Origin of the sequence: Micromonospora maris AB-18-032 (assembly GCF_000204155.1) — a bacterium.
Taxonomy (GTDB): Bacteria; Actinomycetota; Actinomycetes; order Mycobacteriales; family Micromonosporaceae; genus Micromonospora; species Micromonospora gifhornensis.
Map to the genome: position 1 here is coordinate 1,996,530 of NC_015434.1, position 26,682 is coordinate 2,023,211.

Annotated in this window: 25 protein-coding genes and 1 riboswitch; of the genes, 12 read left to right on the top strand and 13 right to left on the bottom strand. The window is 71.9% G+C overall.

All coding sequences use genetic code 11. The features are described 5' to 3' along the window. Positions 1 to 14 precede the first annotated feature (14 nt). From VAB18032_RS09195 to VAB18032_RS09225, 7 genes are all read right to left on the bottom strand, one after another. Entirely contained in the window at positions 15 to 1,064 is a 1,050-nt protein-coding gene (locus tag VAB18032_RS09195; RefSeq protein WP_043720179.1) for a PseG/SpsG family protein, read from the bottom strand. Continuing rightward, positions 1,061 to 1,795 (bottom strand): cytidylyltransferase domain-containing protein, encoded by a 735-nt coding sequence (locus tag VAB18032_RS09200; RefSeq protein ID WP_013732528.1) that lies wholly within the window; start codon positions 1,793 to 1,795, stop codon positions 1,061 to 1,063. The genes VAB18032_RS09195 and VAB18032_RS09200 overlap by 4 nt, the downstream gene beginning before the upstream one ends. Then, on the bottom strand, positions 1,788 to 3,611 hold the full coding sequence (locus tag VAB18032_RS09205; RefSeq protein WP_013732529.1) for a class I SAM-dependent methyltransferase: 1,824 nt from the start codon (positions 3,609 to 3,611) through the stop codon (positions 1,788 to 1,790). The genes VAB18032_RS09200 and VAB18032_RS09205 overlap by 8 nt, the downstream gene beginning before the upstream one ends. Then, the gene (locus VAB18032_RS09210) at positions 3,608 to 4,447 is read right to left on the bottom strand and encodes a hypothetical protein (protein WP_013732530.1); all 840 of its coding nucleotides are present in this window, start codon (positions 4,445 to 4,447) and stop codon (positions 3,608 to 3,610) included. Before VAB18032_RS09210 ends, VAB18032_RS09205 begins: the two co-directional genes overlap by 4 nt. Positions 4,448 to 4,456: 9 nt before the next feature. Then, on the bottom strand, positions 4,457 to 5,614 hold the full coding sequence (locus tag VAB18032_RS09215; RefSeq protein WP_013732531.1) for a DegT/DnrJ/EryC1/StrS family aminotransferase: 1,158 nt from the start codon (positions 5,612 to 5,614) through the stop codon (positions 4,457 to 4,459). Further along, positions 5,611 to 6,621, bottom strand: coding sequence for a UDP-N-acetylglucosamine 4,6-dehydratase (inverting) (gene pseB, locus VAB18032_RS09220; RefSeq protein WP_013732532.1), 1,011 nt, complete (start codon positions 6,619 to 6,621; stop codon positions 5,611 to 5,613). Before pseB ends, VAB18032_RS09215 begins: the two co-directional genes overlap by 4 nt. Before the next feature lie 177 nt (positions 6,622 to 6,798). Beyond that, positions 6,799 to 7,308, bottom strand: a complete 510-nt coding sequence (locus VAB18032_RS09225) for a GNAT family N-acetyltransferase (RefSeq protein ID WP_013732533.1) — start codon at positions 7,306 to 7,308, stop codon at positions 6,799 to 6,801. A 77-nt stretch (positions 7,309 to 7,385) separates the two neighbouring features. Between VAB18032_RS09225 and VAB18032_RS09230 the strand changes: the two genes are divergently transcribed. The 4 genes from VAB18032_RS09230 (at position 7,386) to VAB18032_RS09245 (ending at position 10,257) form a co-directional block, all read left to right on the top strand. Next, positions 7,386 to 7,637, top strand: coding sequence for a phosphopantetheine-binding protein (locus tag VAB18032_RS09230; RefSeq protein WP_043720184.1), 252 nt, complete (start codon positions 7,386 to 7,388; stop codon positions 7,635 to 7,637). Continuing rightward, a complete protein-coding gene (locus VAB18032_RS09235; RefSeq protein WP_013732535.1) occupies positions 7,634 to 8,878 on the top strand; it encodes an AMP-binding protein in 1,245 nt (414 codons plus the stop codon). Before VAB18032_RS09230 ends, VAB18032_RS09235 begins: the two co-directional genes overlap by 4 nt. Beyond that, positions 8,871 to 9,629: an SDR family NAD(P)-dependent oxidoreductase gene (locus VAB18032_RS09240; protein ID WP_043720187.1), complete on the top strand. Its 759-nt coding sequence runs from the start codon at positions 8,871 to 8,873 to the stop codon at positions 9,627 to 9,629. Before VAB18032_RS09235 ends, VAB18032_RS09240 begins: the two co-directional genes overlap by 8 nt. A 133-nt stretch (positions 9,630 to 9,762) precedes the next feature. Next, positions 9,763 to 10,257: a hypothetical protein gene (locus VAB18032_RS09245; protein ID WP_013732537.1), complete on the top strand. Its 495-nt coding sequence runs from the start codon at positions 9,763 to 9,765 to the stop codon at positions 10,255 to 10,257. Between the two features lie 228 nt (positions 10,258 to 10,485). Here VAB18032_RS09245 and pseI read toward each other — a convergent pair whose 3' ends face one another. Both pseI and VAB18032_RS09255 read right to left on the bottom strand, forming a co-directional pair. After that, the gene (pseI, locus tag VAB18032_RS09250; RefSeq protein ID WP_013732538.1) at positions 10,486 to 11,535 is read right to left on the bottom strand and encodes a pseudaminic acid synthase; all 1,050 of its coding nucleotides are present in this window, start codon (positions 11,533 to 11,535) and stop codon (positions 10,486 to 10,488) included. Further along, a complete protein-coding gene (locus VAB18032_RS09255; protein WP_013732539.1) occupies positions 11,532 to 12,665 on the bottom strand; it encodes a glycosyltransferase family 2 protein in 1,134 nt (377 codons plus the stop codon). The genes pseI and VAB18032_RS09255 overlap by 4 nt, the downstream gene beginning before the upstream one ends. A 233-nt stretch (positions 12,666 to 12,898) precedes the next feature. On the opposite strand from VAB18032_RS09255, the gene VAB18032_RS09260 reads away from it, so the two are divergent. From VAB18032_RS09260 to VAB18032_RS09280, 5 genes are all read left to right on the top strand, one after another. Further along, on the top strand, positions 12,899 to 14,023 hold the full coding sequence (locus tag VAB18032_RS09260) for an acyltransferase family protein (protein ID WP_013732540.1): 1,125 nt from the start codon (positions 12,899 to 12,901) through the stop codon (positions 14,021 to 14,023). A 106-nt stretch (positions 14,024 to 14,129) separates the two neighbouring features. Continuing rightward, positions 14,130 to 14,549 (top strand): hypothetical protein, encoded by a 420-nt coding sequence (locus VAB18032_RS32780; RefSeq protein ID WP_232510721.1) that lies wholly within the window; start codon positions 14,130 to 14,132, stop codon positions 14,547 to 14,549. A gap of 160 nt (positions 14,550 to 14,709) precedes the next feature. Then, positions 14,710 to 15,459 (top strand): hypothetical protein, encoded by a 750-nt coding sequence (locus tag VAB18032_RS09270; protein ID WP_013732542.1) that lies wholly within the window; start codon positions 14,710 to 14,712, stop codon positions 15,457 to 15,459. Between the two features lie 319 nt (positions 15,460 to 15,778). After that, a riboswitch (cyclic di-AMP (ydaO/yuaA leader) is annotated at positions 15,779 to 15,921 on the top strand. A 125-nt stretch (positions 15,922 to 16,046) separates the two neighbouring features. Continuing rightward, positions 16,047 to 16,931: a C39 family peptidase gene (locus VAB18032_RS09275; protein WP_193386296.1), complete on the top strand. Its 885-nt coding sequence runs from the start codon at positions 16,047 to 16,049 to the stop codon at positions 16,929 to 16,931. Positions 16,932 to 17,036: 105 nt separating this feature from the next. Next, positions 17,037 to 17,780 (top strand): alpha/beta fold hydrolase, encoded by a 744-nt coding sequence (locus tag VAB18032_RS09280; protein WP_013732544.1) that lies wholly within the window; start codon positions 17,037 to 17,039, stop codon positions 17,778 to 17,780. Between the two features lie 45 nt (positions 17,781 to 17,825). Here the strand turns inward: VAB18032_RS09280 and VAB18032_RS09285 are convergent, their stop codons facing one another. The 4 genes from VAB18032_RS09285 to VAB18032_RS09300 all read right to left on the bottom strand — a co-directional run bounded on the left by VAB18032_RS09285 (position 17,826) and on the right by VAB18032_RS09300 (position 22,919). Then, on the bottom strand, positions 17,826 to 19,523 hold the full coding sequence (locus tag VAB18032_RS09285) for a CDP-glycerol glycerophosphotransferase family protein (protein ID WP_013732545.1): 1,698 nt from the start codon (positions 19,521 to 19,523) through the stop codon (positions 17,826 to 17,828). Positions 19,524 to 19,557: 34 nt separating this feature from the next. Continuing rightward, positions 19,558 to 21,060, bottom strand: coding sequence for a bifunctional cytidylyltransferase/SDR family oxidoreductase (locus VAB18032_RS09290; protein ID WP_013732546.1), 1,503 nt, complete (start codon positions 21,058 to 21,060; stop codon positions 19,558 to 19,560). Between the two features lie 148 nt (positions 21,061 to 21,208). After that, positions 21,209 to 22,009 (bottom strand): ABC transporter ATP-binding protein, encoded by an 801-nt coding sequence (locus tag VAB18032_RS09295; RefSeq protein WP_043720190.1) that lies wholly within the window; start codon positions 22,007 to 22,009, stop codon positions 21,209 to 21,211. 10 nt (positions 22,010 to 22,019) lie between these two features. Further along, positions 22,020 to 22,919, bottom strand: a complete 900-nt coding sequence (locus VAB18032_RS09300; protein WP_013732548.1) for an ABC transporter permease — start codon at positions 22,917 to 22,919, stop codon at positions 22,020 to 22,022. 218 nt (positions 22,920 to 23,137) lie between these two features. On the opposite strand from VAB18032_RS09300, the gene VAB18032_RS09305 reads away from it, so the two are divergent. The 3 genes from VAB18032_RS09305 (at position 23,138) to VAB18032_RS09315 (ending at position 26,674) form a co-directional block, all read left to right on the top strand. Beyond that, positions 23,138 to 23,737 (top strand): TetR/AcrR family transcriptional regulator, encoded by a 600-nt coding sequence (locus VAB18032_RS09305; RefSeq protein WP_043720192.1) that lies wholly within the window; start codon positions 23,138 to 23,140, stop codon positions 23,735 to 23,737. 189 nt (positions 23,738 to 23,926) lie between these two features. Next, a complete protein-coding gene (locus VAB18032_RS09310; RefSeq protein ID WP_148272227.1) occupies positions 23,927 to 26,224 on the top strand; it encodes a DUF6077 domain-containing protein in 2,298 nt (765 codons plus the stop codon). A gap of 138 nt (positions 26,225 to 26,362) precedes the next feature. Further along, on the top strand, positions 26,363 to 26,674 hold the full coding sequence (locus VAB18032_RS09315; RefSeq protein ID WP_013732551.1) for a hypothetical protein: 312 nt from the start codon (positions 26,363 to 26,365) through the stop codon (positions 26,672 to 26,674). The last annotated feature ends 8 nt before the right edge of the window (positions 26,675 to 26,682 follow it).

The window sequence follows — 26,682 nt, forward strand, 5'->3', positions numbered from 1 at the left end:
ACCCTAGCAGGCGATTAGCACAAGCGTTCGACCGAACTGTCGAGCGTGTCGAGTACGGCGTCGACCACCCGGGCCCGCCCCCGCCCGTCAACCGCCGACCAGGCCCGCTGCGACAGCGCCGCCCGGCGTTCCGCACTGCCCAGCAGCGAATCCAGGGTCCGCGCGGCGGCGGCCCGGGCGGACGGGTCGACGACCAGGGTCGGCAGGTCGCCGAGCCCGGCGGCCAGCCCGGCGGAAACCACCCGGTGGTACGACTCGCGCTGGTTGTCCACCACGCAGACCAGCGCCGACGGCGCACCCAGGCAGCACAGCTCCCAGGTTGACGTGCCGGCCGCGCTGACCACCAGGTCGGCTGCGGCGATCAGGGCCGGCAACCGGCCGGTCGGCGGCAGCACCGTCAGCGTCTGCCCCGGCGCCGGGGCGAGCCGGGCCAGCCGGTCGGCCAGCTCGGGACGGCCGGCGACGACGGTGAGCGCCATCGGCCGGCCGGTGGACAGCAGCATCTCGGTCAGCAGCGGTGCCGCGCCGGCCGCGTCGGTGCCACCGAAGAAGGCAAGCACCGTCGGGCGGTCCACCGGCACCGCCGGGCGGGCCGCCGTCGGCCGGGCGGCCAGCACCTCACCCCGCAGCAGGGCGTACGCGCTGCCGGCCAGCAGCCGTCCCGCCGGCACCACCAGGTCGGTGTCGAAGTTCTGGTCGAGGTAGAGGTCGGCGTCCTGTCCCCGGGTGTCGCCGTCGACGATCGCCAGGGTCACCACCCCCGCCGCACGCACCGCGCCGGCCGCTGCCGGATCCAACTCGTACGAGTCGAGCACCAGCACGTCCACCTCGTGTCGGCGTACCGTCTCGACCAGTTCCTCGGGGGTTTCCGGGCCGGGACGCAGTGGGATGCCTCGGGCGGCGAGTTGGTCGGCCGCCCAGCCGACGCCGGCCACCGTGCCGAACATCTGGACCCGAGCACCCCGGCTCCGGAACTCCTCGCCGAGGGCGAGGCAGCGGACCAGGTGCCCGACCCCGCGCTGCGGTCCGGCGTCGCACCGCAGACCGACCCGTGGCGTGTTCAGCTCTCCTCCAACCGCTTCTGCCGGACGTCGGCGTTGAGGGCCCGCAACTGCGGCTGCCCGTCGAGCCAGTCGGCGAGCTTGGCCAACGGCACGCTGACGTCGCCGAACTGCTCCACCACCGCCCGCACCAGCTGCCAGTCCGGCTCGGTGTCCAGGGTGAGCCGCAGCGCGGAACGATCCGGGGTCAGCGTCACGCCGAGCACCCGGAACAACTCCGGATGACGGTACGCGTACGAGGTGACGTGCACCCGGTGGTGTGCGGTGGCGAGCCGGTCCACGGTCCGCAACGCGTCGGCCCGGATGATCTCGACGTCCAGCCCGCGGGGCAGCGTACGAGCGATCGACGTGCTGACGTAGTCCAGCCCCGGCGCGCCCCGGTACACCCCGGCGACCAGGGCGACGATCTCCGGGTCGAGCAGCGGGCAGTCGGCGGTGAACCGCATGACGGCGTCGGCGGGATGCGCGTCGAGCGCCCCGACGAACCGGGTCAACACGTCGTCGACGGGTCCGCGGTGCCAGGCCACCCCGAGCCGGTCACACTCGGCGACCACCGCGTCGTCGGAGCAGTCGATGCTGGTCGCCACCACCAGGTCGGCGAGCACCCCGCTGTCCTGGGCGGCCCGCACCACCCGGCCGAGCACACTGCGTCCGGCCAGCGGGCGCAGCACCTTGCCCGGTAGCCGGGACGAACCCATCCGGGCCTGGACGATGCCCACGATCCGGTCACTCACGGTTGCCGTCCTTCCGGGTGATGGCCGCACGGGCCCGTCGTTTCGCGGCCCGCGCCCCTCGGCGGGCGATGCGGGCCGGGGTGATGGCCAGCCGGGCGAGCTGGTAACTGACCGTCCCGCTGAGCAGGTCGAGCTTCGCCTCGGCCCGGCGCAGCGCCTTCTCCCGCGAGGCGAGCAGGTCCTCGGTCCACTTGAGCGCTGCGGCGAGCCGGGTGTTCTCGTCCCGCTGACGCAGCCAGGCGTCGCGCAGCTGCTGGTAGCTGTGCCGTCCGGGCGGCGGGTCGGTGGACGTGACCGTCCGCAGTCCGGCCTCGGGGCCACCGCCTCGCTCCGCGTCCCGGCTGTCCCGGTGTTCTGCCTCTCGGATGCGTCGGACGGCGGCTTCGACGTCCAGCGCGGCGTCGACCACGGCCCGGTCGAAGTCCCGTCCGGCCACGCCACCGAGGACCACGGTCAGGCCGACCGCGTCCAGTGTGGAGGTCCACGGGTGGGCGTAGCCGCCGGTGAGCAGTTCGGTGGCGAAGCGCCACAGGGCGCGGGCCAGCACCACGTCGACAGGTAACGGCTCGTCGGCCCGCCAGCTCGGGTCGAGCACCGCGAACCGGTCACCGGCGACGACCAGGTTGTCCACCCCGGCCAACGCCACCGCACCGGTGAGCCGGTCGGTCCCGGCCTGGTTGGTGAGCCAGTCGGCGTAGCCGCGTAACAGCCGGCGCAGCAGAGCTGTGTCGCGACGCAGGCAGCCGTCCAGCAGCAGGCTGTGCAGCAGCCGCCCGTCGGGCACCGGCCCGTCCGGCGCTGCCGGGTCGAGGCGGGCGATCTCCCGACTGGCGTACGGCGCAGGCGTCGCCGCAACCGCCACCGGCCCCGGTCGATGCCAGTGCCAGCCGTGCGGACCGTCGACGACCTCGACGATCCGCGCAGCGCGGTCGCCCGTCGACAGCACCGCCGCCGGCAGCGGGGTACGGGTGGCGGTGAGCCGGTCGCATTCGTCGTCGAAGGCGGGTGGACGGTGGGCGACGGCCAACCAGGAGGGGGCCAGATCACCCGCCCGGCCGGCGTACAGCGCGTCGACCGCCAGCCGGGCCGGATCGGCGAGCACCAACCGGCCGGCGTAACCGTGGGTGCAGCTCTCCTGCAGGACCGCCTCGAACAGCCCGGACGTGGTCCGCCGAGCCAACTCGTCGGTCGCCAGCAACGCGGTGGTCGACGCCGGGCGGGGATAGCCGGCGTAGCTTCCCGCCACCCGCAGCCCCACCGCGTCGAGGCGCAGCCGCAACTGGTCCAGGTTCGCCGGGCGACCCGTGTCGAGTACCCCGCCGACCGTCCACTCGGCGTCGTCACGGCCGACGTACCAGCCGGAGGTCGCCACCAGCCGGTGGACGCCGAGCGGGTTGTCCAGCCGCAGCAGCAGGACACCGCCGGGGCGTACCGCCGCAGCCAACCGGCCCAGCACCCCGTCCCAGCCGAGTCGGGGCCCCTCGACCGACTCGACGGCGTCCAGCCCGGCGGCGGCGATCACCACGTCGTACACCTCATCGGCCGGCAGGCCGGTTGCACCGGCGGCCACCACCCGGTCGACCCGGCCGGCCAGCACCGCCGCGTCCGGGTAGCCGCGCAGCAGACCGGTGACCCGGGCCCCACCCAGCGCGTCGAGCACCGCCGGATCGACCGGCCCGGCCAGCAGCACGTCGGCGCCGGGCGGCACCAGCCGGGCCACCAGCGCGGCCAACGGTGGGTTGCCGGCGTCGGCACGCTGGTCGGACCAGGTCAACATCTCGCCGCCGGGCAGCGTCACCGCCGTCTCGGTCGTCACGCGCTCTCCTCCTGCACAGCAGCCGTCCAGCCGAGCAGTTCGCGTAGCGCGGCCGGTGGGTAGCGGTGGTCGACGCCCAGTTCGGCGCGGGCGATCTCCACGGCGGTCGGCAGGTGCACCTGTTCGCCGTGCAGCTCGGGCCACTGCCGGCGGATCCGGGCGGTGCCGCCGAAGGTCGGATCCTCGCCGGCCAGCACCATCGGGTTGCCGTACACCGCCGGCTCGCAACCGGCCGCGATGCCGTAGAAGACGGCGCTGGTCAGCCGGTTGGAGGCGACCCGGGCGTGCCGGCGCAGCTCGGTGAGCTGGCGGTCCAGGAAATCCGGGTCGGTGCCGGACCACCAGTGCCCGCGATAGCCGTGGCAGATGACCCGGAAACCCGCGTTCTCGTACCGGCGGCGTACCCGGCGCATCCGGTGCTCGTGCCAGTAGAGGCAGACCGTGACCGGTCCGGGTTCGGTCTGGCGGATCTGGGCTATCAGCCGGTCGTGGTCGCCCTCGACGTGCTGGCCCTCCCAGCCGTGGAACGGGTACCAGATGGTGCCGGCCCGCTGCGGCGGCGACTGCGGTTCGGGGCGCATCGCCAGCAGGTAGCCGAACGGTGCCCCGATCACGGTGACGTTGCGCCGCCCGACCGACCAGGCCCGCCGCCGGGTCTGCTCCGACCACAGCAGGCTCGGCGTGCCCTCGGCGTACGGGTGTCCGGGGGCCAGGCCGTCACCGATGTTCCAGCCGTGCTGGACGTACCCGTTGATCCGCGGTGGATGCCCGTCGCCGAGGCCCGCGTAACGGGCCAGCACGTGGGCGTGGCCGTAGAAGTGGTTCGCGTGGTGCATCGGCGTCCCTCAGGTGACGGGGCGGACCGGGACGCCGCGCAGGGCCGCGGCGAGCGCGTCGACGACACGCTCCTGGTCGCTGTCGCGCAGCCCCGGAAACAGCGGCAGCGACAACTGCTGGGCGTAGAACCCCTCGGCCACCGGGCAGCTGCCCCGCCGGTAGCCGAGGTCGGCGAACGCCGGATGCCAGTGCACGGGAAGGTAGTTGACCTGTACTCCGATGCCGGCGGCGCGCATCGCGTCGTACACCTCGCGGCGTCGACCGTCGAGCACCCGGATCGGGTACAGGTGCCAGGCCGGGCTCGCCCAGTCCCGTCGCCCGGGCGTCAGCACGCCCGGCAGGTCGGCGAGGGCCTCGTCGTAGCGGGCCACCAGTTCGGCGCGGCGGCGCAGGAAGGCATCCAGGCGGCGCAGTTGGCTGCGGCCCAGCGCGCAGAGCACGTCCGGCAGCCGGTAGTTCAGCCCGAAGGCGTGCACCTCCTGGTGCCAGCCGCCCTCGTCGGGCCACCGCAGCTCGTCGCGTTCCCGGACCAGTCCGACGGTGCGGAAGCGGCGGGCCCGGGTGAGCAGCTCGGGGTCGCCGGTGGCGACCGCGCCGCCCTCGGCGGTGGTCAGGTTCTTGGTGGGGAAGAAGGAGAACGTGGTCAGGTCGGCCAGCGAGCCGACCGGACGGCCCCGGTAGGTGGCGCCGATGGAGTGCGCGGCGTCGGCGAGCAGCAGCGCGTCGCTGCCGGCGAGATTGGCCCGCAGGGCGTCGTAGTCGGCTGGGTGACCGGCGTAGTCCACCGCGGCGACGACAGCCGTCCGCCCGGTGGTCGCCGCCGCCACCGCCGCCGGGTCGAGGGTGAACGTCTCCTCCTCGACGTCGGCGAAGACCACCCGCGCGCCCAACGCGACCGCGCTGCTGGCGGTGGCGACGAACGTCATCGGCGGCACGATCACCTCGTCGCCGGGGCCGACCCCGGCCGCCGCGTACGCCACGTGCAGCGCCGCCGTGCCGTTGGCGACCACGGCCACCCCGGCCCCGCCGGCCCACCGGGACAGCTCCGCCTCGAAGGCGGTGACCTCGGGGCCGGTGGTGAGCCAGTCGCTGCGCAGCGCCGCGACCACTGCCGCGACGTCGTCGTCGGTCACCGACTGCCGGCCGTACGGCAGGAGTGAGGTCATGCTTCGCCACCGGGCGGCAGGCTCGCCGCCGTGATGCCGAGCATGTCGCGCAACTGCGGCACGCTGAGCCACTCGTCGTTGGTGTCCGACTGGTACGCGAAACCGTCCGGCACCGGCTCACACTCGACCGGCGGCTGGTAGCCCCAGGTGGCGATGGTCGGCTGGACGATGAACCGGTCCTTGGCGATCAGCGTCCGGCGGCTGTCGTCCGGCGCGATCATCTCCTCGTGCAGCTTCTCGCCGGGCCGGATGCCGATCTCGTGGGTGGTGGCGTCCGGGGCGACCGCCTCGACCAGGTCGAGGATGCGCATGCTAGGGATGCGCGGCACGAACAGCTCGCCGCCCTGCATCTGGTCGAACGAGTCCATGACGAACTGCACGGCCTGGTCCAGCGTGATCCAGAAGCGGGTCATCCGCTTGTCCGTGATCGGCAGGCTCCTGCCCTCGGCGGCGAGCCGGCGGAACAGCGGCACCACCGAACCCCGGCTGCCCACCACGTTGCCGTAACGCACCACGGCGAACCGGGTCGGGTGGTGCGCGGCGTAGTGGTTGGCGGAGATGAACAGCTTGTCGCCGACCAGCTTGGTCGCGCCGTACAGGTTGATCGGGCTGGACGCCTTGTCGGTGGAGAGCGCGATGACCTTGCGTACCCCGGCCTCGATCGCCGCGTCCACGACGTGCTGGGAACCGGTGATGTTTGTGGCGATGAACTCCGACGGGTTGTACTCGGCCGTGTCGACCTGCTTGAGGGCGGCGGCGTGCACCACATGGTCGACGCCGTGCATCGCCCGGGTCAGCCGGTGCCGGTCCCGGATGTCGCCGATGAACCAGCGCAGTCGGGGGTCGTCACCGAGCTGCTGGCGCAGCTCGTACTGCTTGAGCTCGTCGCGGGAGAAGACCACCACCCGCGCCGGGTCGGCCTCGGTGAGGAGATGCCGTAGGAAGGTCCTGCCGAAGGAACCCGTACCCCCGGTGACGAGGATGGACGATCCACTCAGCTCGCTCAATGTGGTGCTCCCGTGTTCGTCGGTGATCCGTGGGGCGGCGGGCCCCGTCGGCCGGGTGGGACGCTAGGGGTGTTCGGTTAACGCGGGTGCGTCCTGCGGTTAACCGGACCCACTCAACCGGTGAATGGCCCCCCGAGGGAAAACGGTTCGTGAACAGTTGATGGACGGTACGGTAAATCAGCGCCTGCGGCGAGCGGCGCGATCGAGAGAAATGGGAATGACGGTGATTTCCCGACCGTCGTGAATCTCGATCCGTCCGGTGCCTTCGACGAATCGAAACCGTCGGTTCATCTGTCGTACGGCGGTGTTGTGCGCGAGCACCTCGCCGTCGAGCCGGTCCAGATTCAGCACATCGAAGGCGTGGTCCACCGCCGCGCGCATGACGTCGATCCAGGCGGGCAGCGTCTCACCCCGCTCGGCCAGCGCGTCAGCATCCAGGTAGAAGCCCCAGGAGCCGGTACGCGGGGGGTCGAACCGCAGGTCGAAGAAGTTCACCACCCCGCAGGGAAGCCCGTCGCGCAGGTAGATCAGCACCCGTCGGGTGGGGTCGGTCCGGGCGGCGGCCCACCAGCGGGCGTGCTCGTCGGCGCTGATGACATGGTGCGTCTTGCTGGCCAGTCGGTTGATTTCCTGATTACGCCAGGACAACATCAGGTTAACGTCTTCCTCGGTGGCGTCACGCAGCATGTCCCGCTCGCTTTCTGATCCATTTCCGGGCCCCCGGGAACCCTAGTCGCCAACGATCTGGCTGTACACTCCGCCGCATGACGGAATTGAGTCGTGCGCGAATTCGCGACCTCATGGGACAGGTGCTGGCCAATCAGGGCAAGGTGCTGCCCGATGACGACGGCGCGGATCTGCGGGAGATCGGCTTCCGGTCGTTGGACTTCTCCGAGTTGGCCTTGCGGGTGGAGGACGAGACCGACGAGGAGTTGAACTTCGACGCGGCGGGACTGCGCCGGATCGCCACCGTCGGCGACGTCCTGGACTTCCTCGCCGACCTGGCGCGGCCGTGAGCGTCGACACCGCGCGCCCGGCCGCACCGCTCCCGGCCGGTCTGGACAACCGGGTCGTGGTCGACGGCACCGCGTTGTCCTGGCGGGGCCTGCCGGAGCTGCGCCTGCCCGCCCCGGTGGCGCTGCTCGCGCACCGTGCCCGGTACGCCCTCGCCGCCGCCCGCCACCACGCGGTGCACGGCACCGAACTGCTGATCACCACGGCCAGCCGGGCCGACAGCGTGCTGCGCACCGAACTGTCCGAGGCCGGGTTCACCGTCACCGACACCGGCGGCGCGGACCTCACGCCGTCGCGCCCGCGTGCCGGCGAAGCCGGCCGACTGTGGCTGCTGACCTCCGGCACCACCGGCCGCCCCAAGCGGGTCGGGCACACCCTGGAGTCACTGACCACCGTCCGTGGCCGCCAACCCGACCGCACCTGGCTGTGCCCGTACGCGCCGGGCAGCTACGCCTGGTGGCAGGTGGTGACGCTGTCACTGACCCAGCCGGGGCAGCACCTGGTGGTGGTGGAGCCGGAGCAGCTCGACGACTGGCCGGCGCTGGCCGCGACGCACGGGGTGGACGCGGCCTCCGGCACCCCGACCTTCTGGCGTCGGGCCCTGCACCGCGACCCCGCCGCCCTCGCCCGGGTGCCGCTGCGCCAGCTCACCCTCGGTGGTGAACCGGTCGACCAGGCGATCCTGGACCGGCTCCGCGAAGTCTTCCCCACCACCCGGATCTCCTGGATCTACGCCTCCTCCGAGGTCGGCGCGGCGATCGTGGTGCACGACGGTCGGGCCGGGTTCCCGGTCGAGTGGCTGGACCGGCCGGCGCCGGGACGCCCCACTCTCGGCGTCCGCGACGGGGAACTGGTGGTCACCTCGCCGTATCACGGCGTCGGCCTGGCCGGCCCGATCCGTACCGGCGATCGGGTGCAGGTCGTCGACGGCCGGGTCCTGATCACCGGTCGACTCGACTCCGACGAGATCAACGTGGGCGGCAGCAAGGTCTCCGCCGGCGCGGTACGGGACGTGCTGACCGCCCATCCGCAGGTGGCCTGGGCCCGGGTCGGTGCCCGGCGCGCGCCACTGCTCGGCCACCTCGTCGTCGCCGAGGTGGTACCCACCGCCACTGTCGGGCCGCCCGACGAGGCGGCGCTGGTGCGCTGGTGCGCCGACCGGCTACCGGAGTACGCGGTGCCCCGCCGGATCCGTCTGCTGCCCGAGATCCCTGTCAAGGAGACCCTGAAAAGCGATGTCTGACCCCACCATGTCCGCCCCGGCGGTCCCGCCGTCCACCGTGGTGCTCGTCTCCGGTGGTTCGCGCGGGCTCGGCCTCGCCATCGTCACCGACCTGCTCGATGCCGGTCTGCGGGTGGCCGCCTTCGCCCGTACCGTCACTCCGGAGTTGGCGAAGCTCGCCGACACCCATCCGGGTCGGACGCACGTCGGCTCGGTCGACGTCACCGACCTCGCCGCCGTGCAGGCGTTCGTCCGGGCCGCCGAGCAACACCTCGGCCCGATCGACGGCCTGGTCAACAATGCCGCCGTCGGGCAGGACTCGCTGCACGTACACACCGCCACCGCCGACCTGGCGGGGATCGTCGAGACGAACCTGACCGCGCCGCTGCAACTGACCCGCCTGGTCGTACGCCGAATGCTGGCGCAGGGCCGACGCGGCCGGATCGTCAACATCACCTCGATCTGCGGGCAGCGCGGCTTCCCCGGCCTGGTCGCGTACTCGGCCACCAAGGGCGGCATGGACGCGGCCACCCGCTCCCTGGCCCGGGAGTTGGGCGGACGGGTCCTGGTCAACGCCGTCGCACCCGGCTTCTTCGCCTCGGAGATGTCGGCGGTGCTGGGCCGGACCCAACTGGACCAGATCGTCCGCCGCACCCCGACCGGCCACCTGACCGAGCCGGACGAGGTGCTCCCGGTGGTACGGATGCTGCTGCGCGAGCAGACCAACATCAACGGCCAGGTCCTCGTGGTCGACGGTGCTGCCTCGATCTGACCCCGCCCACCGCCACGGCCACACCGGCGGTCTCCTGCCTTCCGCCCCGCCCACCGCCGACGCAGGCTCATCCGCGCCCGCGGCTGTCACGCCGTCGGTGGGCACGCGGGCCGGGATGTCTCCGGTCTCTGCGGTGCCGTCGGTGGTATCGCTGCTCGCGGTCGCCCACCGACACCTGCGCCTCGCCACCCCGGCCGAGTCGGCCGACGCGACCACCCGCAGTTATCTGGACGACGGTCGCTGCCTCGGCTGGTACGCCCCGCCGGTGCCGCGATGGCGGGTGGCGATCGACGCCGAGCGAGTCGGCGCACCGGTGCCGACGGCGCTCGCGCGGCGCTTCGGCACCGGCGAGTTCTGGGCCCGCTGGACCCGCGCCGAATGCCTGGCCAAGCTCACCGACGTCCCGATGGCCATCTGGTGGCAGCGGCACGGACTCGAGGTGCCGCCCCGCATCGACTGGCTGTGGCGCACGCTGACCCTCGCCGACCTGGTCGTCACCGTCGCCTTCGTCGCCACCGACCGGCCCCGCGACACCGCGGACGTACCCCTACCTGACGGCGACCCCGGGTCGCGACGCCCGCGTGGCGACGCGGACCACCCAGCAGCCGCAGCCCACTACCGCAAGTAACAATCGATTTCTTCCACCACAGTCACCGTCCGCGACAACGATCCACCACCCACCCATGTCCCCTACCCGCCCTTTGCTCTGCTTCAACCCACGCAGTAGCTCGTGAGCAGGGAAGTTGTGGCGGTGAGGTTGCGTGTCGTCTCGGTGGCTGTTCACCGAGTCGTGTCAGTGACGGTCAGGACCCCGTTGGCCAGCTTGAGGTCGGCGGCCCGGTGGCTCGCCTGATCGTCAGATCAGGTCCCAGCTGAGCGGGGTGCCGCGTGTGACGTCGGCGGTGAAGTGGCGGCCCAGGACGCGGTCGATCTCCACTGGGGACAGTCCGCCGGCCGGTCGGATCGAGCGGACGTTGGCGGGGGTGACCTCGTCGCCGGCGCGGACGTCCGCGACCACGTAGAGCGAGCGGCGGAAGCGTAGCCCTTCCCGTTCGGCCGGGGTCGGGCCGATGGCGGTGCCGCCGAGTGCCGCGTGGGCCCGTTCCGCCTCGACCACCAGGGCCGACAGTTCCGCGGGGTTCAGGGAGAAGTCGGAGTCCACGCCACCGTCGGCCCGGTCCAGCGTGATGTGCTTCTCGATGAAGCAGGCGCCGAGGGCCACCGACGCGACGGGCACGCCGATGCCGGGGGTGTGGTCGGAGAGGCCGACCGGTACGCCGAACGCCTCGGCGAGCACCGGGATGCGGCGCAGGTTGCTGTCGGCGGGTGGTGCCGGGTAGGCGGCGGTGCAGGCCAGCAGCACGATCCCGCTCGCACCGGCGGACCGGGCCGTACGGACCGCCGCGTCGATCTCGGCCAGGGTGGCCATTCCGGTGGAGATGATCACGGGTTTGCCGGTGGCGGCGACGAGCCGGATCAACGGCAGGTCGACCAACTCCGAGGAGGCGATCTTGTACGCGGGCGCGTCCAACCTCTCCAGCAACTCGACAGCCGTGGCGTCGAAGGGGGAGGAGAAGACCGTCAGGCCCCGCTCGCGGCCCCGCTCGAAGATCGGACCGTGCCACTCGTACGGGGTGTGGGCCCGCTCGTAGAGCCGGTACAGGTTCTGCCCGCCCCACAACTCGTGGCCGCCGGAGATGCGGAAGGCCGGGGCGTCGACGTCGATGGTGATGGTGTCCGGCCGGTACGTCTGGAGCTTCAACGCGTGCGCACCGCTGGCGGCGACGGCGTCCACGATGGCCAGTGCCCGGTCCAGGTCACCGTTGTGGTTGCCGGACATCTCCGCCACCACGAAGGGACGTTCGCCGGTGCCGACCAGATGTGGCCCGATCTTGAGCGTGGTCATCGCGTTCCGTTTCCATGTGTCCGCACCAGTGTGCGAGGTCGGGTGGGGTCGGACCCCGCGTCGTGGTCGGCGTCGGGGCTGGTCGTCGCGGGCGGTGGGGCCGACGGGCTGCGTAGCCTGTCGGCCAGCCGGTGGGCGCGGCGCAGTGCCACGTAGGCCAGGTAGTTGTTCCGGTCGACCAGCCGGTGCTTGAGCCCGGCCACCCCGCCGGGCCGGGGGTAGCCGCCGCCGGGTAGGTGCCGGCGGTAGTGCGCGGCGACCCGGCGGAAGAAGCGTCGTCGCAGGTGCGGGTGCAGCCGGTCGTCGTTGCCGACCACCACCAGGAAGTGGTTGACCATGAGGTCGAACAGTTCCGCATGCCAACGCCCGTCGGGGTGGTGCTGCCGCAGCCAGGCGAAGAGCCGGTCGTACTGGTCGAAGGCGTCGAAGTGTCGGCCGCTGCGGGTCGAGGTGATCGCGCCCTGGCGGCCCTGCCGGTACAGGTAACAGATCCGGTCCAGCACCGAGATCCGATCCGCGCCGATCAGCAGTGGATGGCTGAACGGAATGTCCTCGTACCAGCCGGGGTGGAAGCGCAGCCCCAGCTCAGCCATGAACGCCCGGCGTACCACCTTGTTCCAGGCGGTGTGTTGCACCCGCAGCAGTTGCGGCCGGTCGACCAGCCGCACCACGCCGGGTGTCCCGCGCAGCAGGTGACTGCTGGCGTCGATGTCGCGACGTCCGCACTCGTGCACCCGGAGATGGTCGATCATCATCACGTCGGGCCGGTCCGTACGCAGCCGGTCGAGCATGGCTGCGATGGTGCCCGGCGGCAGCCAGTCGTCACTGTCGACGAACCAGACGTACTCGCCGGTGGCCACGTCCAGGCCCGCGTTGCGCGCCGGCCCGAGACCGACGTTCCTCTCCAGGTGCAGCACCCGCAAGCCGGGGTGCTCGGCGGCGTACTCGCGCAGCAGTTGTCCACACCCGTCCGGCGAGGCGTCGTCGACCGCGATCAGCTCCACCGCCGCCGTCTCGTTCGCGGGCACGTCCTCGCGAATCGAGTCGAGGCACTGACGCAGGTACGCCTCGACGCCGTAGACCGGCACGACGATGCTCAGCAGCGGCGCTTGCGTCGGCTGATTGACCACGCCGACACCCTCGACCGCCCGGATGGACAGGACGGGAACCAGACATGGCCGGCAGCGGTGAAGCGATTGAACAGCGTGACAGCGTACGGTCACCGATCACCCGACGAGTGGATCGATCAGTCAGCGGGTAGGGTGCCCGACGGGCGACGCCGGGTGGCCCCGGCAGCCGATCGGAACGGGCCAACCGGCCCTGGGAAGGAGAGACGCGTGCCGCCGACGCCGGAGGTGCCCGCATGACCAGCGCACCGGTGGCGGCACCGCCGGGCTCCGCGACCGACCGAGCCCTGGCCAGCCGGCTACCGTCGTTGACCGGGCTGCGGTGGATAGCCGCGCTGCTGGTCTTCGGCTTTCACGCCGGCACCATGCGGATCATCGCCGAGCCGGATTACCAGGCGGTCGTCGGCAAGGTCTTCACTCTGGGCCTGTCCGGAGTGCAGTTCTTCTTCATTCTCAGCGGCTTCGTGCTGGTCTGGTCGGCCCGACCCGGCGACTCCCGGCGGCGGTTCTGGCGGCGCCGGTTCGCCAAGATCTATCCGAACCACGTCCTGCTCTGGGCGTTGGCCATGGGGGCCGCCGTCTGGTTCGCCGATCCGATCAACCCCGTCGCGGCGCTGGAGAACCTGTTCCTGATCCAGGCCTGGGATCCCCGTCCCGGGTACTTCTACAGCGTCAACAACGTGAGCTGGTCGCTCTCCTGCGAGCTGTTCTTCTACCTGTGCCTGCCGCTGGTCCTGCCACTGGTACGCCGGGCCCGGCCCTGGCAGCTGTGGGCCGTGGTGATCGCCGTACCGCTGCTGATTCTGGCGTTGTGGCCCGCCCAGACCCTGGTGCCGGAGCAGAGCCGATGGTGGTTCACCCAGGTGTTCCCCCTGGTCCGCTCGCTGGAGTTCTGGATGGGCGTGGCCGCCGCCGAACTCATGCTGCGCGGGCGGTGGCGGGGTCCCGGCCTGCCCCTGGCGAGCCTGATCTTCGTGGGCACCTGGGTGGCCGCCGCCGAGTGGATCCGGGCCGAGTTCTGGGCGGCGCTGCTGGCGGCGGCGTACGTCCTGGTCATCGCCGCGGCGGCGGACGCCGACGTGCGGGGGCGGCGCTCCCCGCTGCGGTCGCGCCCGATGGTCTGGCTCGGCGAGGTCTCGTTCGCCTTCTACCTGGTGCACGTGTTCGTGATCATGACGATTCTCCGGATCACCGGGGACTGGGGGACCGGCCTGCCCGGCTGGTGGGGCCCGGCCGCCGTGATCGGCTTCCTGGCGCTCACGCTGGGGCTCGCCGCACTGGTGCACCGCTTCGTCGAACAACCGATGATGCGTCGCCTGGCCCCGCGCCGGTCCCCTCCCGCTGTCCAGCCTGGACGGTGAGCTCACTCCGCTGACGCGCGGCGCTCCGGGTGACCCGAATCAGGTTCTTCGCTGCGACACGCCCGGCGGCAGTGCGGCCCGCGGGACCTGACGGTAGCGTGGCAGCGTGCTCCCGATCGTCCCCACTCGTCCTTCTCTGTGGTGGTTGGCGCGTCGGGTGGCACGGCTGCTGACCGGATTCGCTGTCGCCGCCGCGTTCGCCGTCGGCGCCTGGACGATGCCCGCACCCGCCGCCCATCCCGGTGATCTCGGCCCAGCGGCGGGCCCTGCCGGGCAGCCCAGCATGGTCAGCTTCGCCCCGCCGACCGAGGCGTTGGCATCCGACCGGTGCGCCGCGATCCCGCCGACAGCCGATGGACTGGCGAGTGGCGACGACGACCGCCCCGGCGCTGGCGCCGCGACGGCACCAGTGCCGTCGGCGCGGACCGACCAGGGCGTCGACCTGGCTGGCGCGGCTGCCGACGATCAGCCTCCTGCGGTGGACACCTCGGGTCTGCGGTGCGGCCGCGCCCCGCCCGGCGCCTGATCCCCGCCCGTACCGTCGGTTGACCCGGACGGCCCTCTGCGATCGGGCCCCCACCGTGGGTGTCCTGCCGCGCTCCACCACCCTGACGATCCGCCGCGACCCGGCGACCCGCCACCGGCGGCACCCCGGGCCGCCACATCCGCTTCCGTGAGGTATCGACATGGAGAAGACCGTTCTCTACCAGTTCCTGATCGACGCGCCTCGGGCCGCCGCCATCTGGTCGGTGTTGCTGGTGCTCGCGCTGGGCGTGCTCACCGCGCTTGTCGCCCGGCCCGAGCCGGTCCCGCCGACCGACCGGACCCCGGACCTCCCGGACCACGACGATGTCGCGGACCAGCGTCGCTACGCCGGTGAGGTCGCCGTCGCCGCGGCGGGCGCCGCGCAGAACGCCGGCCGCCGCCGGGCCGCATGGCACCGCGCGCAGACGGAACTCGACCGCGCCTGGGCCGCGTACGACGAGGCGGAGGCCGCCGCCCGACGGCTCGCCGCCGCCACCGCCTGGCCCAGCCCCGGTACGCCCCGGACCCCCGCCGAGTACGCGGCTCGGGAGCGCTGGCTGCACCACGCCGCGATGGCCGCATACTGGCGCGGCGACCTGACCGGGCGGCAACTCGCCGACGCGCTGGCCCACCGGGCCGGCTGGGATCCCCGACGGCACCCCGCCGAGCAGGAGATCTTCCTGGCCCGGGTGGTACGTGACGGCCGCCTCGCGGCCTACCAGGCGGCCGCGCAGCAGGAACGCGACGCCTGGCGGGCCGCGGAACTCGCCGCCGACGCCGCCCGCGCGCTCTCCACCGAGGCGTACGCCGCAGCGCAGCGGCTACGGCCGAACCCGCTGCCGGTGCCGCGCCGGGTGGTCGTCGGTCGGCCCGCAGCGACCCTGCGCTGGCGGCCGGCCCGGGTGGGATGAGCCGTCGCGACCACGCCGGTTCAACAACAGGTGGGCCGAAATTCGGTGACCCCGGTCACAGTAATTGCCGAATCGGTCAACGTGGGTCAGACGTCGAAGGTGGGGCGCAATGTGCGGGGACATTGTGAACGTCCGGTCCGGTTACCGCCCCGACAGGGATGTCCGCGAGCGCTGTCCCATTGAGCGACGACAGTTCCGCGATACCCGAAAATAATCGCACCGGACCAGGTTTAAGCAGGTCAGGGCAGGCTTGGCAGGAGCGATACCGACCAGTAGTGTCGCCCTGTCCGGTGCGGTAAATGATCGCAAGTGGCGACGCCGCGCCGACCCGCTCAATCGTGATCACACGAACCGGGGAACCACTGCACCACTTGGGGTGAATCCGTGAGCCACGGCTCGCGGTAGGGCGATCTTCCCGCCCGAATCCGTCAGCTAACCCGGTCGGCGGTGTCGGAAGGAGTTCCTGTCCTCGTGCAGCACAATTCGATCCCCCCGATATTCCCCCGCCTCCACGGCACCGTGGTGCCTGCGCTCGCCGGTCCGCTCTCCGCAGCCTGAGCCAGGCCCACCCGTCCACCCCTCAGCCCGTGGAGGATCTCGTGAAGCACACCCTCAAGCGTCAGCTCCGTAAGCTGGCCACCGAACGCCCCTATCAGCTTCTCGCCACGTCGGCGGCGGCCCTCGTGCTGGCCACCGGCGCCGGTGCCCTGGTCGCCCGGACCGACGACAACCTGGTCGACGCGCCCACCGCGGCCGCCGTGGCCGAGCTGCGCGACGACAGTGCGGCCTCCCGTTCCCTGGCGCGGGTCGCCACCGCCCCCAGCAGCGCCGCTCCCAGCAGTGCCGCGCCGAGCAGCGCCGCCCCCAGCAGTGCCGCGCCGAGCAGCGCCGCCGCCTCGCCGTCGGCGCGGGCCGCCACGGCGGACCCGGACGTGGCCAGTAAGAAGGCCGCCCCGAAGCCGCCGGCGGAAAAGGTGCTGTCGTACGACTACCAGGCCCAGATCAACGGTTACTACTGCGGCCCGGCCGCGGTGCGCAACGCGCTGAGCGCCGCCGGCATCGAGCGCGGCCAGGAGACCCTCGCCGCCCAGCTCGGCACCACCTTCGCCGGCACCAACTCGGCGTACGACACCACTCGGGCGCTCAACGCCGCGGTCAAGGGCGAGCCGTACAAGACCACGATGATCCCCGGTGGCTCGGCGACCCCGGCCCAGATGGACCAGCTCCAGGCCGATGTCGTGGCGGCCATCTCCGACGGGCGTGGCGTCGTGGTGAACGTCGCCGGCAGCGTCGTGGACACCGCCGGTGGCTGGCACTCCTTCCCCGGCGGCCACTACGTCGCCGTGGTCGGCTACGAGGACGAGGGCCGGATGGTGAAGATCGCCGACTCGGCCGACGCGTCGTACTACTCGTACTGGTTGAGCACCATCGACCTGGCCAACTGGGCTGCCACCCGGGGCTATTCGTCCTGACTCCTGCTGTTCGTGCCGGGCGCCGACCCTTCGGGGTCGGCGCCCGGTGTCGTATCCCGGTCGCGGCTCTCGCCGACCGGCCCGGGCGGTGGCAGACTGCCCGACATGATCACGGAGTCGGGTGAGCGGGGCAGCGCGCCGGTGTTGTTGCTGCTGCACGGGATGGGTGCCACCGGCGACGGGTGGCTGCCCTGCGCACCGCTGCTGCACCAGCGGTGGCCGGGACGGTGGATGGCCCCCGATCTGGCCGGTCACGGCGCGTCACCCCCGCTGCCGGCGTACTCGTTCGCCGCCCTCGCCGATCAGGTCGCCGCGAGCCTGCACCCCGGCGACCGGGTGATCGTGCTGGGCCACTCGCTCGGCGGGGTGGTCGGGCTGGCGCTCGCCGCGGTGAGCCGGGCGGTCACCGTCGACGCGGTGGTCGGGCTCGGCATCAAGGCGGTGTGGTCCCCGGCGGAGTTGTCCCGTGCCACGGATCTGGCCGCCCGCCCGGTCACCTGGTTCGACAGCCGCGACGAGGCGGCACGCCGCTACCTGCGGGTCGCCGGGCTGGCCGACCTGCTCAGCCCGGAGGATCCCGCCGTGGCGGCCGGATTACGGCAGGAAAACGGCCGGTGGCGGTTGGCAATGGACCCGAGCGCCTTCGCTGTCGGCGAGCCCAACCTGGGTGCGCTGCTGGCCACGATCGACGCGCCGGTCCTGCTGGCCCGTGGCGAGCACGACCCGATGGTCACCGACGCGCAGCTCAAGGAGTACGGCGTACCGGTGGTGACGCTGCCCGGGCTCGGCCACAACGCCCACGTGGAGGACCCGGCGGCCGTGCTGGCTCTGCTCGACGCCGTACGCTGACCGGGCTGCCGTCACGGAGGCGTCCGGTCAGGGCGCTGGCGGTGCTCAGGTGGCGGGGGACAGCGGCGAGTCGCTGGCGGTGCGGGGAGTCGGGGCGGACCAGGACGGGTCGAGCTCGCGCCGGGCCGCCGCCAGGAACGCCTCGGCGTACGTCTCGGCCGGGAAGTCGCCGAGGTATCGGCGACGGGTGGCCCACCGGACCCCGGCGAGCGGATCGGTCTGGAGCAGCTGCGTCAGCACCTCGTCGAGGTTGACCATGTCCCGGCGCAACACGTAACCGGAAGCGGCCAGCGGGAACCGTTCGAGGAACCGGTCACCGTCGGCGCCGGTGTCGGTGACCGCGTACGGCTTGCCCGAGTACAACCAGTCCGACACCACCCCGGAGACGTCGGAGATCAGGGCGTCCGCGCGGTTCACCGACTCGGCCAGGGTCAGCCCGCTCGCGGCGGCACCGAACAGGTGCTGACGGCCGGTACGTGCCCGGTCGGCGGCGAGCAGGTCGTGCAGCCGCGCCAACTGGCGGGCCGAGGTCGGATTCTGCGTGGTGTAGGGGTGCGGCCGCAGGATCACCGTGGCACCCCGGTCCAGCAGCCGCGACAACAGTCCTTCGGCCACGCCCAGCGAACAGTAGTCGGCGTCGGCGTGGTGCCCGGTCCAGGTCGGGGTGTAGAGGACCGTCGGGTTCGGCCGGGGGCCGGTCGGGCCGGTACCCACCTCGATCGCCTCGACCTGGGGGCGGCCGACCACCACGAACTTGTCGGCCGGGATGTCCACCCCGGCCCGGGCGTACCGGTCGATGGCCGCCTCGCCCGCGACGAAGATCCGGTCGAAGATCGCCGACACCGGGTTGGCGCTGGAGGCCTTGTCGCTGTCGCCGTGGTGCAACTGGATGTGGGTGAGCTGGGTGAAGCGCAGGCAGTGGCTGTTCTTGGCGCCGTGGTTGACGTAGAACGCCGCGCGCAGGCTCGGCACCAGCACCTCGTCCATGTTGCGCAGGGTGGGGCAGTAGAGCACGGGAGCGGTGGTCGCCGCCGCGATGACCGGCAGCGCGTCCGGCTCCCGCAGCATCACCACGAACGGCCGTCCGATCCGCTCCAGGTACGGCAGCCACATGGTGACCTGGTACTCGGAGCCGGGCGGGGCGGAGAAGTAGAGCAGGAACTCCGGCTGGTGCCGGCGGAGCTCCCGGGTCACCGGGGAGCCACCGGAGGCGGGACGCATCCGTCGCTGGACCAGTTTGACGGCGACCGCGCCGACGGCCCCACCGGCCAGCAGGCTCGCGGCCAGGGCGACGACGGCGGGCAGCGCCGCCAGTGCGGCCAGCGCCAATACCGCGAGCAGGGCGGCCACCAGGTCACCGAGGCGGGCGGTGACCTGCGGCACCCAGGTGCGTACCGGCAGGTTGGCGGCGCGCAGTTCCAGGTGCCCCGCGTCGCGCAGCGGGCCGGTGAGCACCATCAGCCCCAGCAGGATCAGCGCGGTACCGGCCAGGGCCGGGTCGAAGCCGGCGTCGAGCTGCCGGGCGTAACCGACAAGCACCCCGGCCGCGATCAGTGTGGTTTCCGCACCGCTGTCCGCTCCGGGGCGGACGCGACGTTCCCAGACCGTGGCGGCGAGGGCGAGCACCGAGAGCGCGAGCCCCCAGGTGGTCGCGCCGGTGAGCGCGACCACGATGAACGCCAGGACTGCCGCACCGGTGGCCAGGCCCCGGGCGGCCAGCTTCCTGACCAGGTCACCACGCATCTCGGTGCTGCCTTCCGCGGTCGTCGTGCGTCGGTCAGCCGACGGGGGTGGTGCTGGTCGACCGGCTGCCCTGGGCCGGCACGACAGGGGTCGGCGTCTCGCCCGGGGAGCGGCGCACGTCGATCACCTGGCCGGTGAGCTCCGAGACGAGCACGTCCAACGAGGCCTGGGCGACGATCTCGGCGGCGAGCAGCGTGTGCTCGGGCTCGGTGCCGAACGCCTTGGTCCGCATCGGGGTGGCGGTCCGCTCGGGGTTGATGACGTTGACGCGTACGCCCAGCTCGGCCCACTCGTCCGAGAGCGCCTGGGTGAGGTTGACCAGGGCGGCCTTGGTCGCCGAGTAGAGCGCGTAGTCCGCCCGACCCCGGGTGTACGAGCTGGAGGTGTACAGCAGCAGCTGACCCTTGGTGTGCTGCAGGTAGGGCAGCGACTGCCGGGCGACCGTGACCGGGCCGACGAAGTTGACCTGGAGCACCCGGTCGATGGTCTCCTGATCCATCTCGGCCAGCGCGCCCTTCTCCAGGATGCCGGCGGTGACCACCACGTAGTCGATCCGCCCGGTGGCCTCGAAGGCCGTCTTCAGCGCGGCCTCGACGTCGGCCGGGCGCTCGACGTGGGTGCCGGTGCTGGAGCGGCTGAACGGGAAGACCTGGGCGCCGTAGCGGCGGGCCAGCTCGGTCAGGTCGTGGCCGATGCCGTAGCTGCCGCCGAACACGACGATCGTGCGGCCCGCGACCTCGTCACTGTAGGTGCGCTGGTCGGCCAGGCGGGGCACCTTGGCGGCGGCCAACTGGAAGAGCTTGTCCGCCAGGTGCACGTCGACCGGGTGGGTGACCTTGATGTTCTCGTCCGAGCCGTCGATCACCTTGATCGGCACCTCGGGCAGGTAGCGCAGCACCACACCGCAGTCGTCGGTGGCGGCGAAGTTCGGGTCACCGGCGGCCCGCCGGTACGCCTCCCGGATCGTGCTGGACCGGAACGCCTGCGGGGTCTGCCCCCGGCGCAGCGTGGAGCGCACCGGGATGTCGGTGATGCACTCGTTCTCGTCGACCTGGATGATCGTGTCGGCCGACGGAATGGCCACGTCGACCGCCGAGTACGTCCAGAGGGCGTTCACACACTCCCGCACGATCCGGCCGCTGAGCAGGGGCCGTACCGCGTCGTGAAAGAGGATGTTGCAGTCCTGCTCGCCGACCGCGTCCAGGGCGATGCGGGTGGTGGCGTTGCGGGTGTCGCCACCCTCGATGACCTTGGTGACCTTGCGGAAGCCGGCCTTGGTCACGATCTGCTGCGCCTCGGCGACGTGACCGCTGGCCATCAGCACGATGATCTCGTCGATCTCCGGTGCGGCCTCGAAGACGGCCAGGGTGTGCTCGATGATCGGCTTACCGGCGATCTTCAGCAGCTGCTTGGGGATGCCGAGGCCGAGCCGGGTACCGGTGCCGCCGGCCAGCACCACGGCCACCGTCCGTGAGGGTCGCCACGGCGCCGCGTTCTGCGGCGTGGTGCCCGAATCGGTGGTCTGGTCCTGCGTCATTGCCGGTCCTCACTCTCGGTACATGGCGGTGGGGGGTTGTGTGAACGGAAGGTGTTGTCGACGGGACGACGGGATGAACGATAACGCGGGTGGGCATCGTTCGGACGCGGCGCTGTCGCCCGAACGATGCCGGACATTCACCGAAACTCTACTTCCCGCTGGTGAACGCCTCGTATGCCTTCAATACCTCATCGGTCGGGCCATCCATCTTGATTACTCCGGATTCCAGCCAGATTGTCCGCTCACACGTGTCGCGTACCGAGGAGAGCTGGTGGCTGACCAGGAACACCGTTCCGGCGTTCTCCCGCAGCTGCCGCACCCGGGCCTCGCTGCGCTTGCGGAACCGCTTGTCGCCGGTGGCCAGGGCCTCGTCGATCAGCAGCACGTCGTGCTGCTTGGCGGCGGCGATGGAGAACCGCAGCCGGGCCGACATGCCGGAGGAGTAGGTGCGCATCGGCAGCGAGGCGAAGTCACCCCGCTGGTTGATCCCGGAGAACTCGATGATCTCCGGGAGTTGGCGCTGCACCTCGGCCGGGGACATGCCCATGGCCAGGCAGCCGAGTGTGACGTTGCGCTCGCCGGACAGGTCGTTGAGCAGTGCGGCGTTCACCCCGAGCAGGGACGGCTGGCCCTCGGTGTAGACCGCGCCCCGCTCCACCGGCAGCAACCCGGCGATGGCCCGCAGCAGGGTCGACTTGCCGGAGCCGTTGGTGCCGATCAGCCCGATCGCCTCGCCCCGGTACGCGGTGAAGGTGACACCCCGCACCGCGTGCACCTCCCGCACGTTCGGTGTCGAGGTGCGGGTCACCAGCCGCCGCAGCGCGGCCACCGGACTGTGGCTGCCGGCGGCACCCTTGTGCACCCGGTAGACGACGTGCGCGTCGTCCACCACCACCGTCGGGATCCGATCCTGGATCCGGGGCAGGGTCACCGTCACGTCGTTGGACATCGCGAGGTGATCAACCACGGCCGTACTCCTGTTCGCCGCGCCAGAAGTAAAGGTAGCCCCCGAGGCCCATCACGAGCGACCAGCCGATCGCGACCAGCCAGGTCAGCGGCAGGGAGTCGTTGAGCAGGGGAGTGTTCTCCAGCAGCGCCACGCGGGCCAGCTCGATGTAGACGAGCATCGGGTTGAACTGCACGATGGCGGTGGCCCAACCCGGCAGGTTCTCGGCGAACAGCTCGACGCTGTAGAGCACGCCGGAGCCGTACATCCAGGTCCGCAGGATGAAGGGCATCACCTGCTTGAGGTCGGTGGCCTTGGCACCCAGCCGTGCCACCGTCATGGTCAGCCCGGCGTTGAACACCGTCTGGAGCAGCACCGCCGGCACCAGCATCAGCCACATCAGGGTGATCGGCTCACCGGTGACCAGCACGATGGCGATCAGCACCACCATCGAGCCGAGCAGCTGCTGGAACTGGGTGATGGTGATGGCCAGCGGCAGGCTGGCCCGGGGGAAGTGCAGGGCGCGGATCAGCCCCAGGTTGCCGCTGATCGCCTGGGTGCCCTGCTGCACGCTGGTCTGGGTGAAGTTGAAGATGAACAGCCCGGCGGTCAGGTAGGCGATGAAGTTGTCCATCCCCCGGCTCTGCTGGAGCACCAGACCGAAGATCAGGTAGTAGACCGCCGCGTTGCTCAGCGGGGTGAGCACCTGCCAGAGCTGCCCGAGGCGGGCGTTGCTGAACGAAGCCGCCAGCTTCGCATTGGCGTACGCGGTGATGAAGTGCCGGTAGCGCCAGAGCTGACGGCTGTAGGTGCCCAGGGAGGGGCGTTGACCGGCCATGCGCAGCCCGTGCCGGGCGGCCAGCTGCGCAGGGGGAAGGCCGGAGTCGGGATCGGCCAGCGTGCTGTTGGCCATAGGGATGGGCGCTCCGATCTTGTCGAGCCGGCGGGTGCGTTCGCGACGATGGAATCTAGCGTGTTCGTACCCGGAGCGCCGCCTCGCCGCTGCGTGGACATTAGTCCGAAATACGTCGGGACGCAACCGTACCGTCGTTGCGGTACATTGTCCTGCGTGACAGCCGAGAAGAGTCCCAGGTGACGACCGGGAAGAGGCGGGCGCCGGCCGGTGCGGCGGTGCTTCGTGGAGAAATCACCACGGCCATCCGCCGCGCCCTGATGCAGGAACTCGCCGCGGTCGGCTACGGCCGACTCTCCATCGAGGCGGTGGCCCGCCGCGCCGGAGTCAGCAAGACGGCAATCTATCGCCGCTGGAACTCGAAGCTCGACCTGGTCCTGGAGGTGGTCACCGCCGCCGCCGGCGCGCGACTGCCCGCCCTGGACACCGGCAGCCTGCGCGGCGACCTTGCCCTGCTGTTCCAGGTGGTGGCGCACGCGCTCGGGCACCCGCTGGCCGCGCAGATCATCCCGGACCTGCTCGCCGAGGCCGCCCGCAACCCGACCATCGACGAGACGCTCCAGCAGGTACTGCGGGCCCGGCAGCAGGAGGTCGCCGGTCGGCTGATCACCCGTGCCGTGGACCGGGGCGAGTTGCCGGCCACGACCGATCCGGACGCGGCGGTGGACCTGATCGTGGGGCCGCTGTACTGGCGGCTGGCCATCGCCCGTACCCCGGTCACCGACAGCTACCTGGAAACCCTGGTGGACTCGGTGCTGCGGGCGCTGGGCGGGGTGGACCCCCTGCCCCGTCAGCGTGCATCGCCGGCATCGGGTTGAGCTGGGCGGGCCCGGGGTATGGCTGGCTCGGGCCGGCACCGCGACCCGGGCACGGACCGCCACCGCCACCACCGGTCCCGGGGAGCCGGCTACTACCCTCGGTGGATCCGCTCGGCGCGGTGGCTGCCGCAGCGACAGCCGTCCGCCTGAGCCGCACCTGCCCGTACGACGACAAGGACGCTCGTGTCGATGACCGACCACTCGGTCGCTGTCGCCGCAATCAGCACGGCTGACGAACCGGCCGAACCCGCTCCGGTCCACCGCAGCCGGATCCGGGTCGTGCTCGGTGGGGTCCGTGACGGCATCGCGGCGATACCCGCGCTGCTGACCGACTGCGCCGTGCTGGCCTTCGCGCTCTGGACGCTGCTCTACCACGCGGCCCTCCCGTTGGGCCTCGCCCCGTCGCTGACACTGCGCATCTGGCTCGTCGCCGGATCGGTGCTGGCCGTGCTCGCCGTCCTGCTCCGGCTCGGCCTGCGCCGGCGACGCCGACGCGCGACCCCGGGGCCGGCCGAGACGGCGGAACCGGCACCGATGCCGCAACCCACGCCCGAGCCCGCGCACGCCGACTCCGTCCCGGCCCCGGGTTCCGACTCCGACCCGGAAGCCGCGGCCGAAGCCGCCTCCGATCCTGAACCCGCCTCCCGCGCGGCCGAGTCGTCGGTGCCGGCGTCGTCGGCCGTCGACCGGGCCGGACGGATGAGCGTGGCGCAGCGGTGGGGGACGGTGCTGACCCTGCTGGTCGGCACCGTCGCGGCGATCACGGCCGGCTTGGCCGGGACCCCGGCCGGTGCCGACATCTCCTGGTGGGTTCCGGGCTCCGCCGGGCTCGTCGCGGCAGTCGGTGTGGTGCTGCTGACCTGGCAGACCTGGCGGACCACCCCGCCGACCCGGGCGGACGCCCCCGCGCCGAAGGCCTGGCAGTCGGTGTACGCGCTGCTGATCGCCGGGGTGGCTGCGGTCGCCTCGCTCTACCTGGCCCGCAGCACCCCCGACGACATCTACTACGTGGGCCGCTCGGTCTGGGTGGCCGAGCGCGACATCGTCCCCCTCAACGACTTCCTGTTCAGCGAGAACGTGCTCCCGGCGATGGCCTCGCAGCCCCCGGTCGCCAGCATCGAGGTCTTCGCCGGAGCACTCGCCCGCTTCTTCGGCATCCCGGCCGCCTCGGCCACCTGGTACCTGCTGCTGCCCGTCCTGGCCGTCCTGGCGGTACTGGCGCTGTGGCGGCTGGTGCAGCGGTGGGCGCCGCGCCGCCCGGTGCTCGCCTTCACCGTGGCCATCACCTTCCTGGCGCTGGTCTGCGGCCCGGACGCGGCGCTGGGCACCTTCCACCTGCCCCGCCTCTACCAGGGCAAGGGCATGTTCGTCTCCGCGGTCGTGCCGTTGATGTGGCTCTACCTGACCCGCTGGTTCGACGACCGCGCCAAGCGGAACCTGGTGCTCATCGTCGCCCTGTCGATCACCGCGATCGGGCTCACCACCACCGCGGCGATCATCCTGCCGATGCTGGTCGGTGGGGCGGCCCTGATGATGCTGCTGGTGGGGCGCTGGTCCTCGGCGCTGGTCGCCGGGGTCGCCGCGTTGGCCTACCCGGTCGGGGCGGTGGTCGTCACCCAGTTGCTGATCGGCACGTCCGCCAACGAGGCGGCGGCGGACGTCAACTTCTACAACGCCGCGCACACCTACCGGCGGACCTTCGAGATCGGCATCGTGGGCGTGATCGGCGGGCTCGCGTTGTGGTGCGGTCCGTTGCTGGCCCGCCGTCGTACCCCGGCGTTGCTCGCGGCCGGCGGTGCGCTGACGCTGAGCGTCCTGCTGGTTCCCGGGGTGCTGGAGTGGCTCAGCGCGGTCACCGGCATCTCGGTGGTGCTCTGGCGGGTTCCCTGGCTGCTGGCCGTCCCGGCGTTGATCGGCCTGCTCTGCACCGTCTGGCTGCCCACCCGGCTGCGGGTGGTGCGGGCCGTGGTCGGTGTGGTGCTGGCCGCCGCGATGGTGACCTCGTTCGCCGTCTACGCCGTGCCGATGTGGGACGAACGCAGCGGCGTGCTGGTGCACGAGGAGCCCACCTGGAAGATTCGGCCGCAGCGGCAGGCCATCGCGCAGTTCATCATCGACCTCGACCGTCCGGACGGCCTGGTGCTCGCCCCGGCGAGCATCATGCGGACCATTCCGGTGATGAGCAGCGCACCCCGGGTGGTGCTGCCCCGCGACTTCTTCCTGGTCGAGTACGACATCAACTCGCAGTTCTCGCAGGACCGGCTGCTGCTGACCACGTTCGCCAACGGGGGCCCGAGGGTGGAGCGGCCGGAACGTGACGACGTGATCGCCGCGCTGCAACGGCTGGACGTGGGGACGATCTGCTTCTACAGCCAGAACCGCTACGCCCTGCGTACCGGTGAGCGGGCCGGCTACACCATGATCGCCGAGCGGCCCGCCGAGCCGCCCGTGCACCCCAACGCGGTGACCTGCATGGTCCGGCAGTGACCAGCTCCGGCCGAGCCCGTCGCCAGGCTGAGCCGGACCGAATTTCGCGTGGCCGGCGGCGGCTTGGGCCGTACCCGCCCGATCCGTCGCCGGGGCGGGCATGCTCACAGGGCAGGCCGCCGCACACAGGAGATAAGCATGGAGAGCTACCACGAGGACTGGACCGACAGTCAACGCGCGCTCTACGACGAGTGCTACCGCTGCGGAACCGACTGGGCCGACGACCCGGCCACGCCCGCCGAGGACGTGCAGCACGTGATCAATCTCGGCGAGGCCGACGACGACACCCTGGCCGACGCCGAGATCGACTTCCCGCCGCTGGTCGACGCGGTCACCCAGGCCACCGGCGAGATCGTCACCACGGTGCCCGCCAGCCACGACGACCCCGCCTTCAAGGGCTTCGTCGACGGGGTACGCGACGCCACCTCCGACGAGGTCTTCGGTCTCTGAGCACGGGT

Coding starts and splice junctions, on each gene's coding strand:
- VAB18032_RS09225 (WP_013732533.1), bottom strand. CDS start 7,308: ATGCTGCGTGACGCCACCGAGGAAGACGTTAACCTGATGTTGTCCTGG.
- VAB18032_RS09295 (WP_043720190.1), bottom strand. CDS start 22,009: ATGTCCAACGACGTGACGGTGACCCTGCCCCGGATCCAGGATCGGATC.
- VAB18032_RS09315 (WP_013732551.1), top strand. CDS start 26,363: ATGGAGAGCTACCACGAGGACTGGACCGACAGTCAACGCGCGCTCTAC.
- VAB18032_RS09270 (WP_013732542.1), top strand. CDS start 14,710: ATGGAGAAGACCGTTCTCTACCAGTTCCTGATCGACGCGCCTCGGGCC.
- VAB18032_RS09310 (WP_148272227.1), top strand. CDS start 23,927: ATGACCGACCACTCGGTCGCTGTCGCCGCAATCAGCACGGCTGACGAA.
- VAB18032_RS09240 (WP_043720187.1), top strand. CDS start 8,871: ATGTCTGACCCCACCATGTCCGCCCCGGCGGTCCCGCCGTCCACCGTG.
- VAB18032_RS09280 (WP_013732544.1), top strand. CDS start 17,037: ATGATCACGGAGTCGGGTGAGCGGGGCAGCGCGCCGGTGTTGTTGCTG.
- VAB18032_RS09260 (WP_013732540.1), top strand. CDS start 12,899: ATGACCAGCGCACCGGTGGCGGCACCGCCGGGCTCCGCGACCGACCGA.
- VAB18032_RS09215 (WP_013732531.1), bottom strand. CDS start 5,614: ATGACCTCACTCCTGCCGTACGGCCGGCAGTCGGTGACCGACGACGAC.
- VAB18032_RS09210 (WP_013732530.1), bottom strand. CDS start 4,447: ATGCACCACGCGAACCACTTCTACGGCCACGCCCACGTGCTGGCCCGT.
- VAB18032_RS09230 (WP_043720184.1), top strand. CDS start 7,386: ATGACGGAATTGAGTCGTGCGCGAATTCGCGACCTCATGGGACAGGTG.
- VAB18032_RS09290 (WP_013732546.1), bottom strand. CDS start 21,060: ATGACGCAGGACCAGACCACCGATTCGGGCACCACGCCGCAGAACGCG.
- VAB18032_RS09285 (WP_013732545.1), bottom strand. CDS start 19,523: ATGCGTGGTGACCTGGTCAGGAAGCTGGCCGCCCGGGGCCTGGCCACC.
- VAB18032_RS09300 (WP_013732548.1), bottom strand. CDS start 22,919: ATGGCCAACAGCACGCTGGCCGATCCCGACTCCGGCCTTCCCCCTGCG.
- pseI (WP_013732538.1), bottom strand. CDS start 11,535: ATGACCACGCTCAAGATCGGGCCACATCTGGTCGGCACCGGCGAACGT.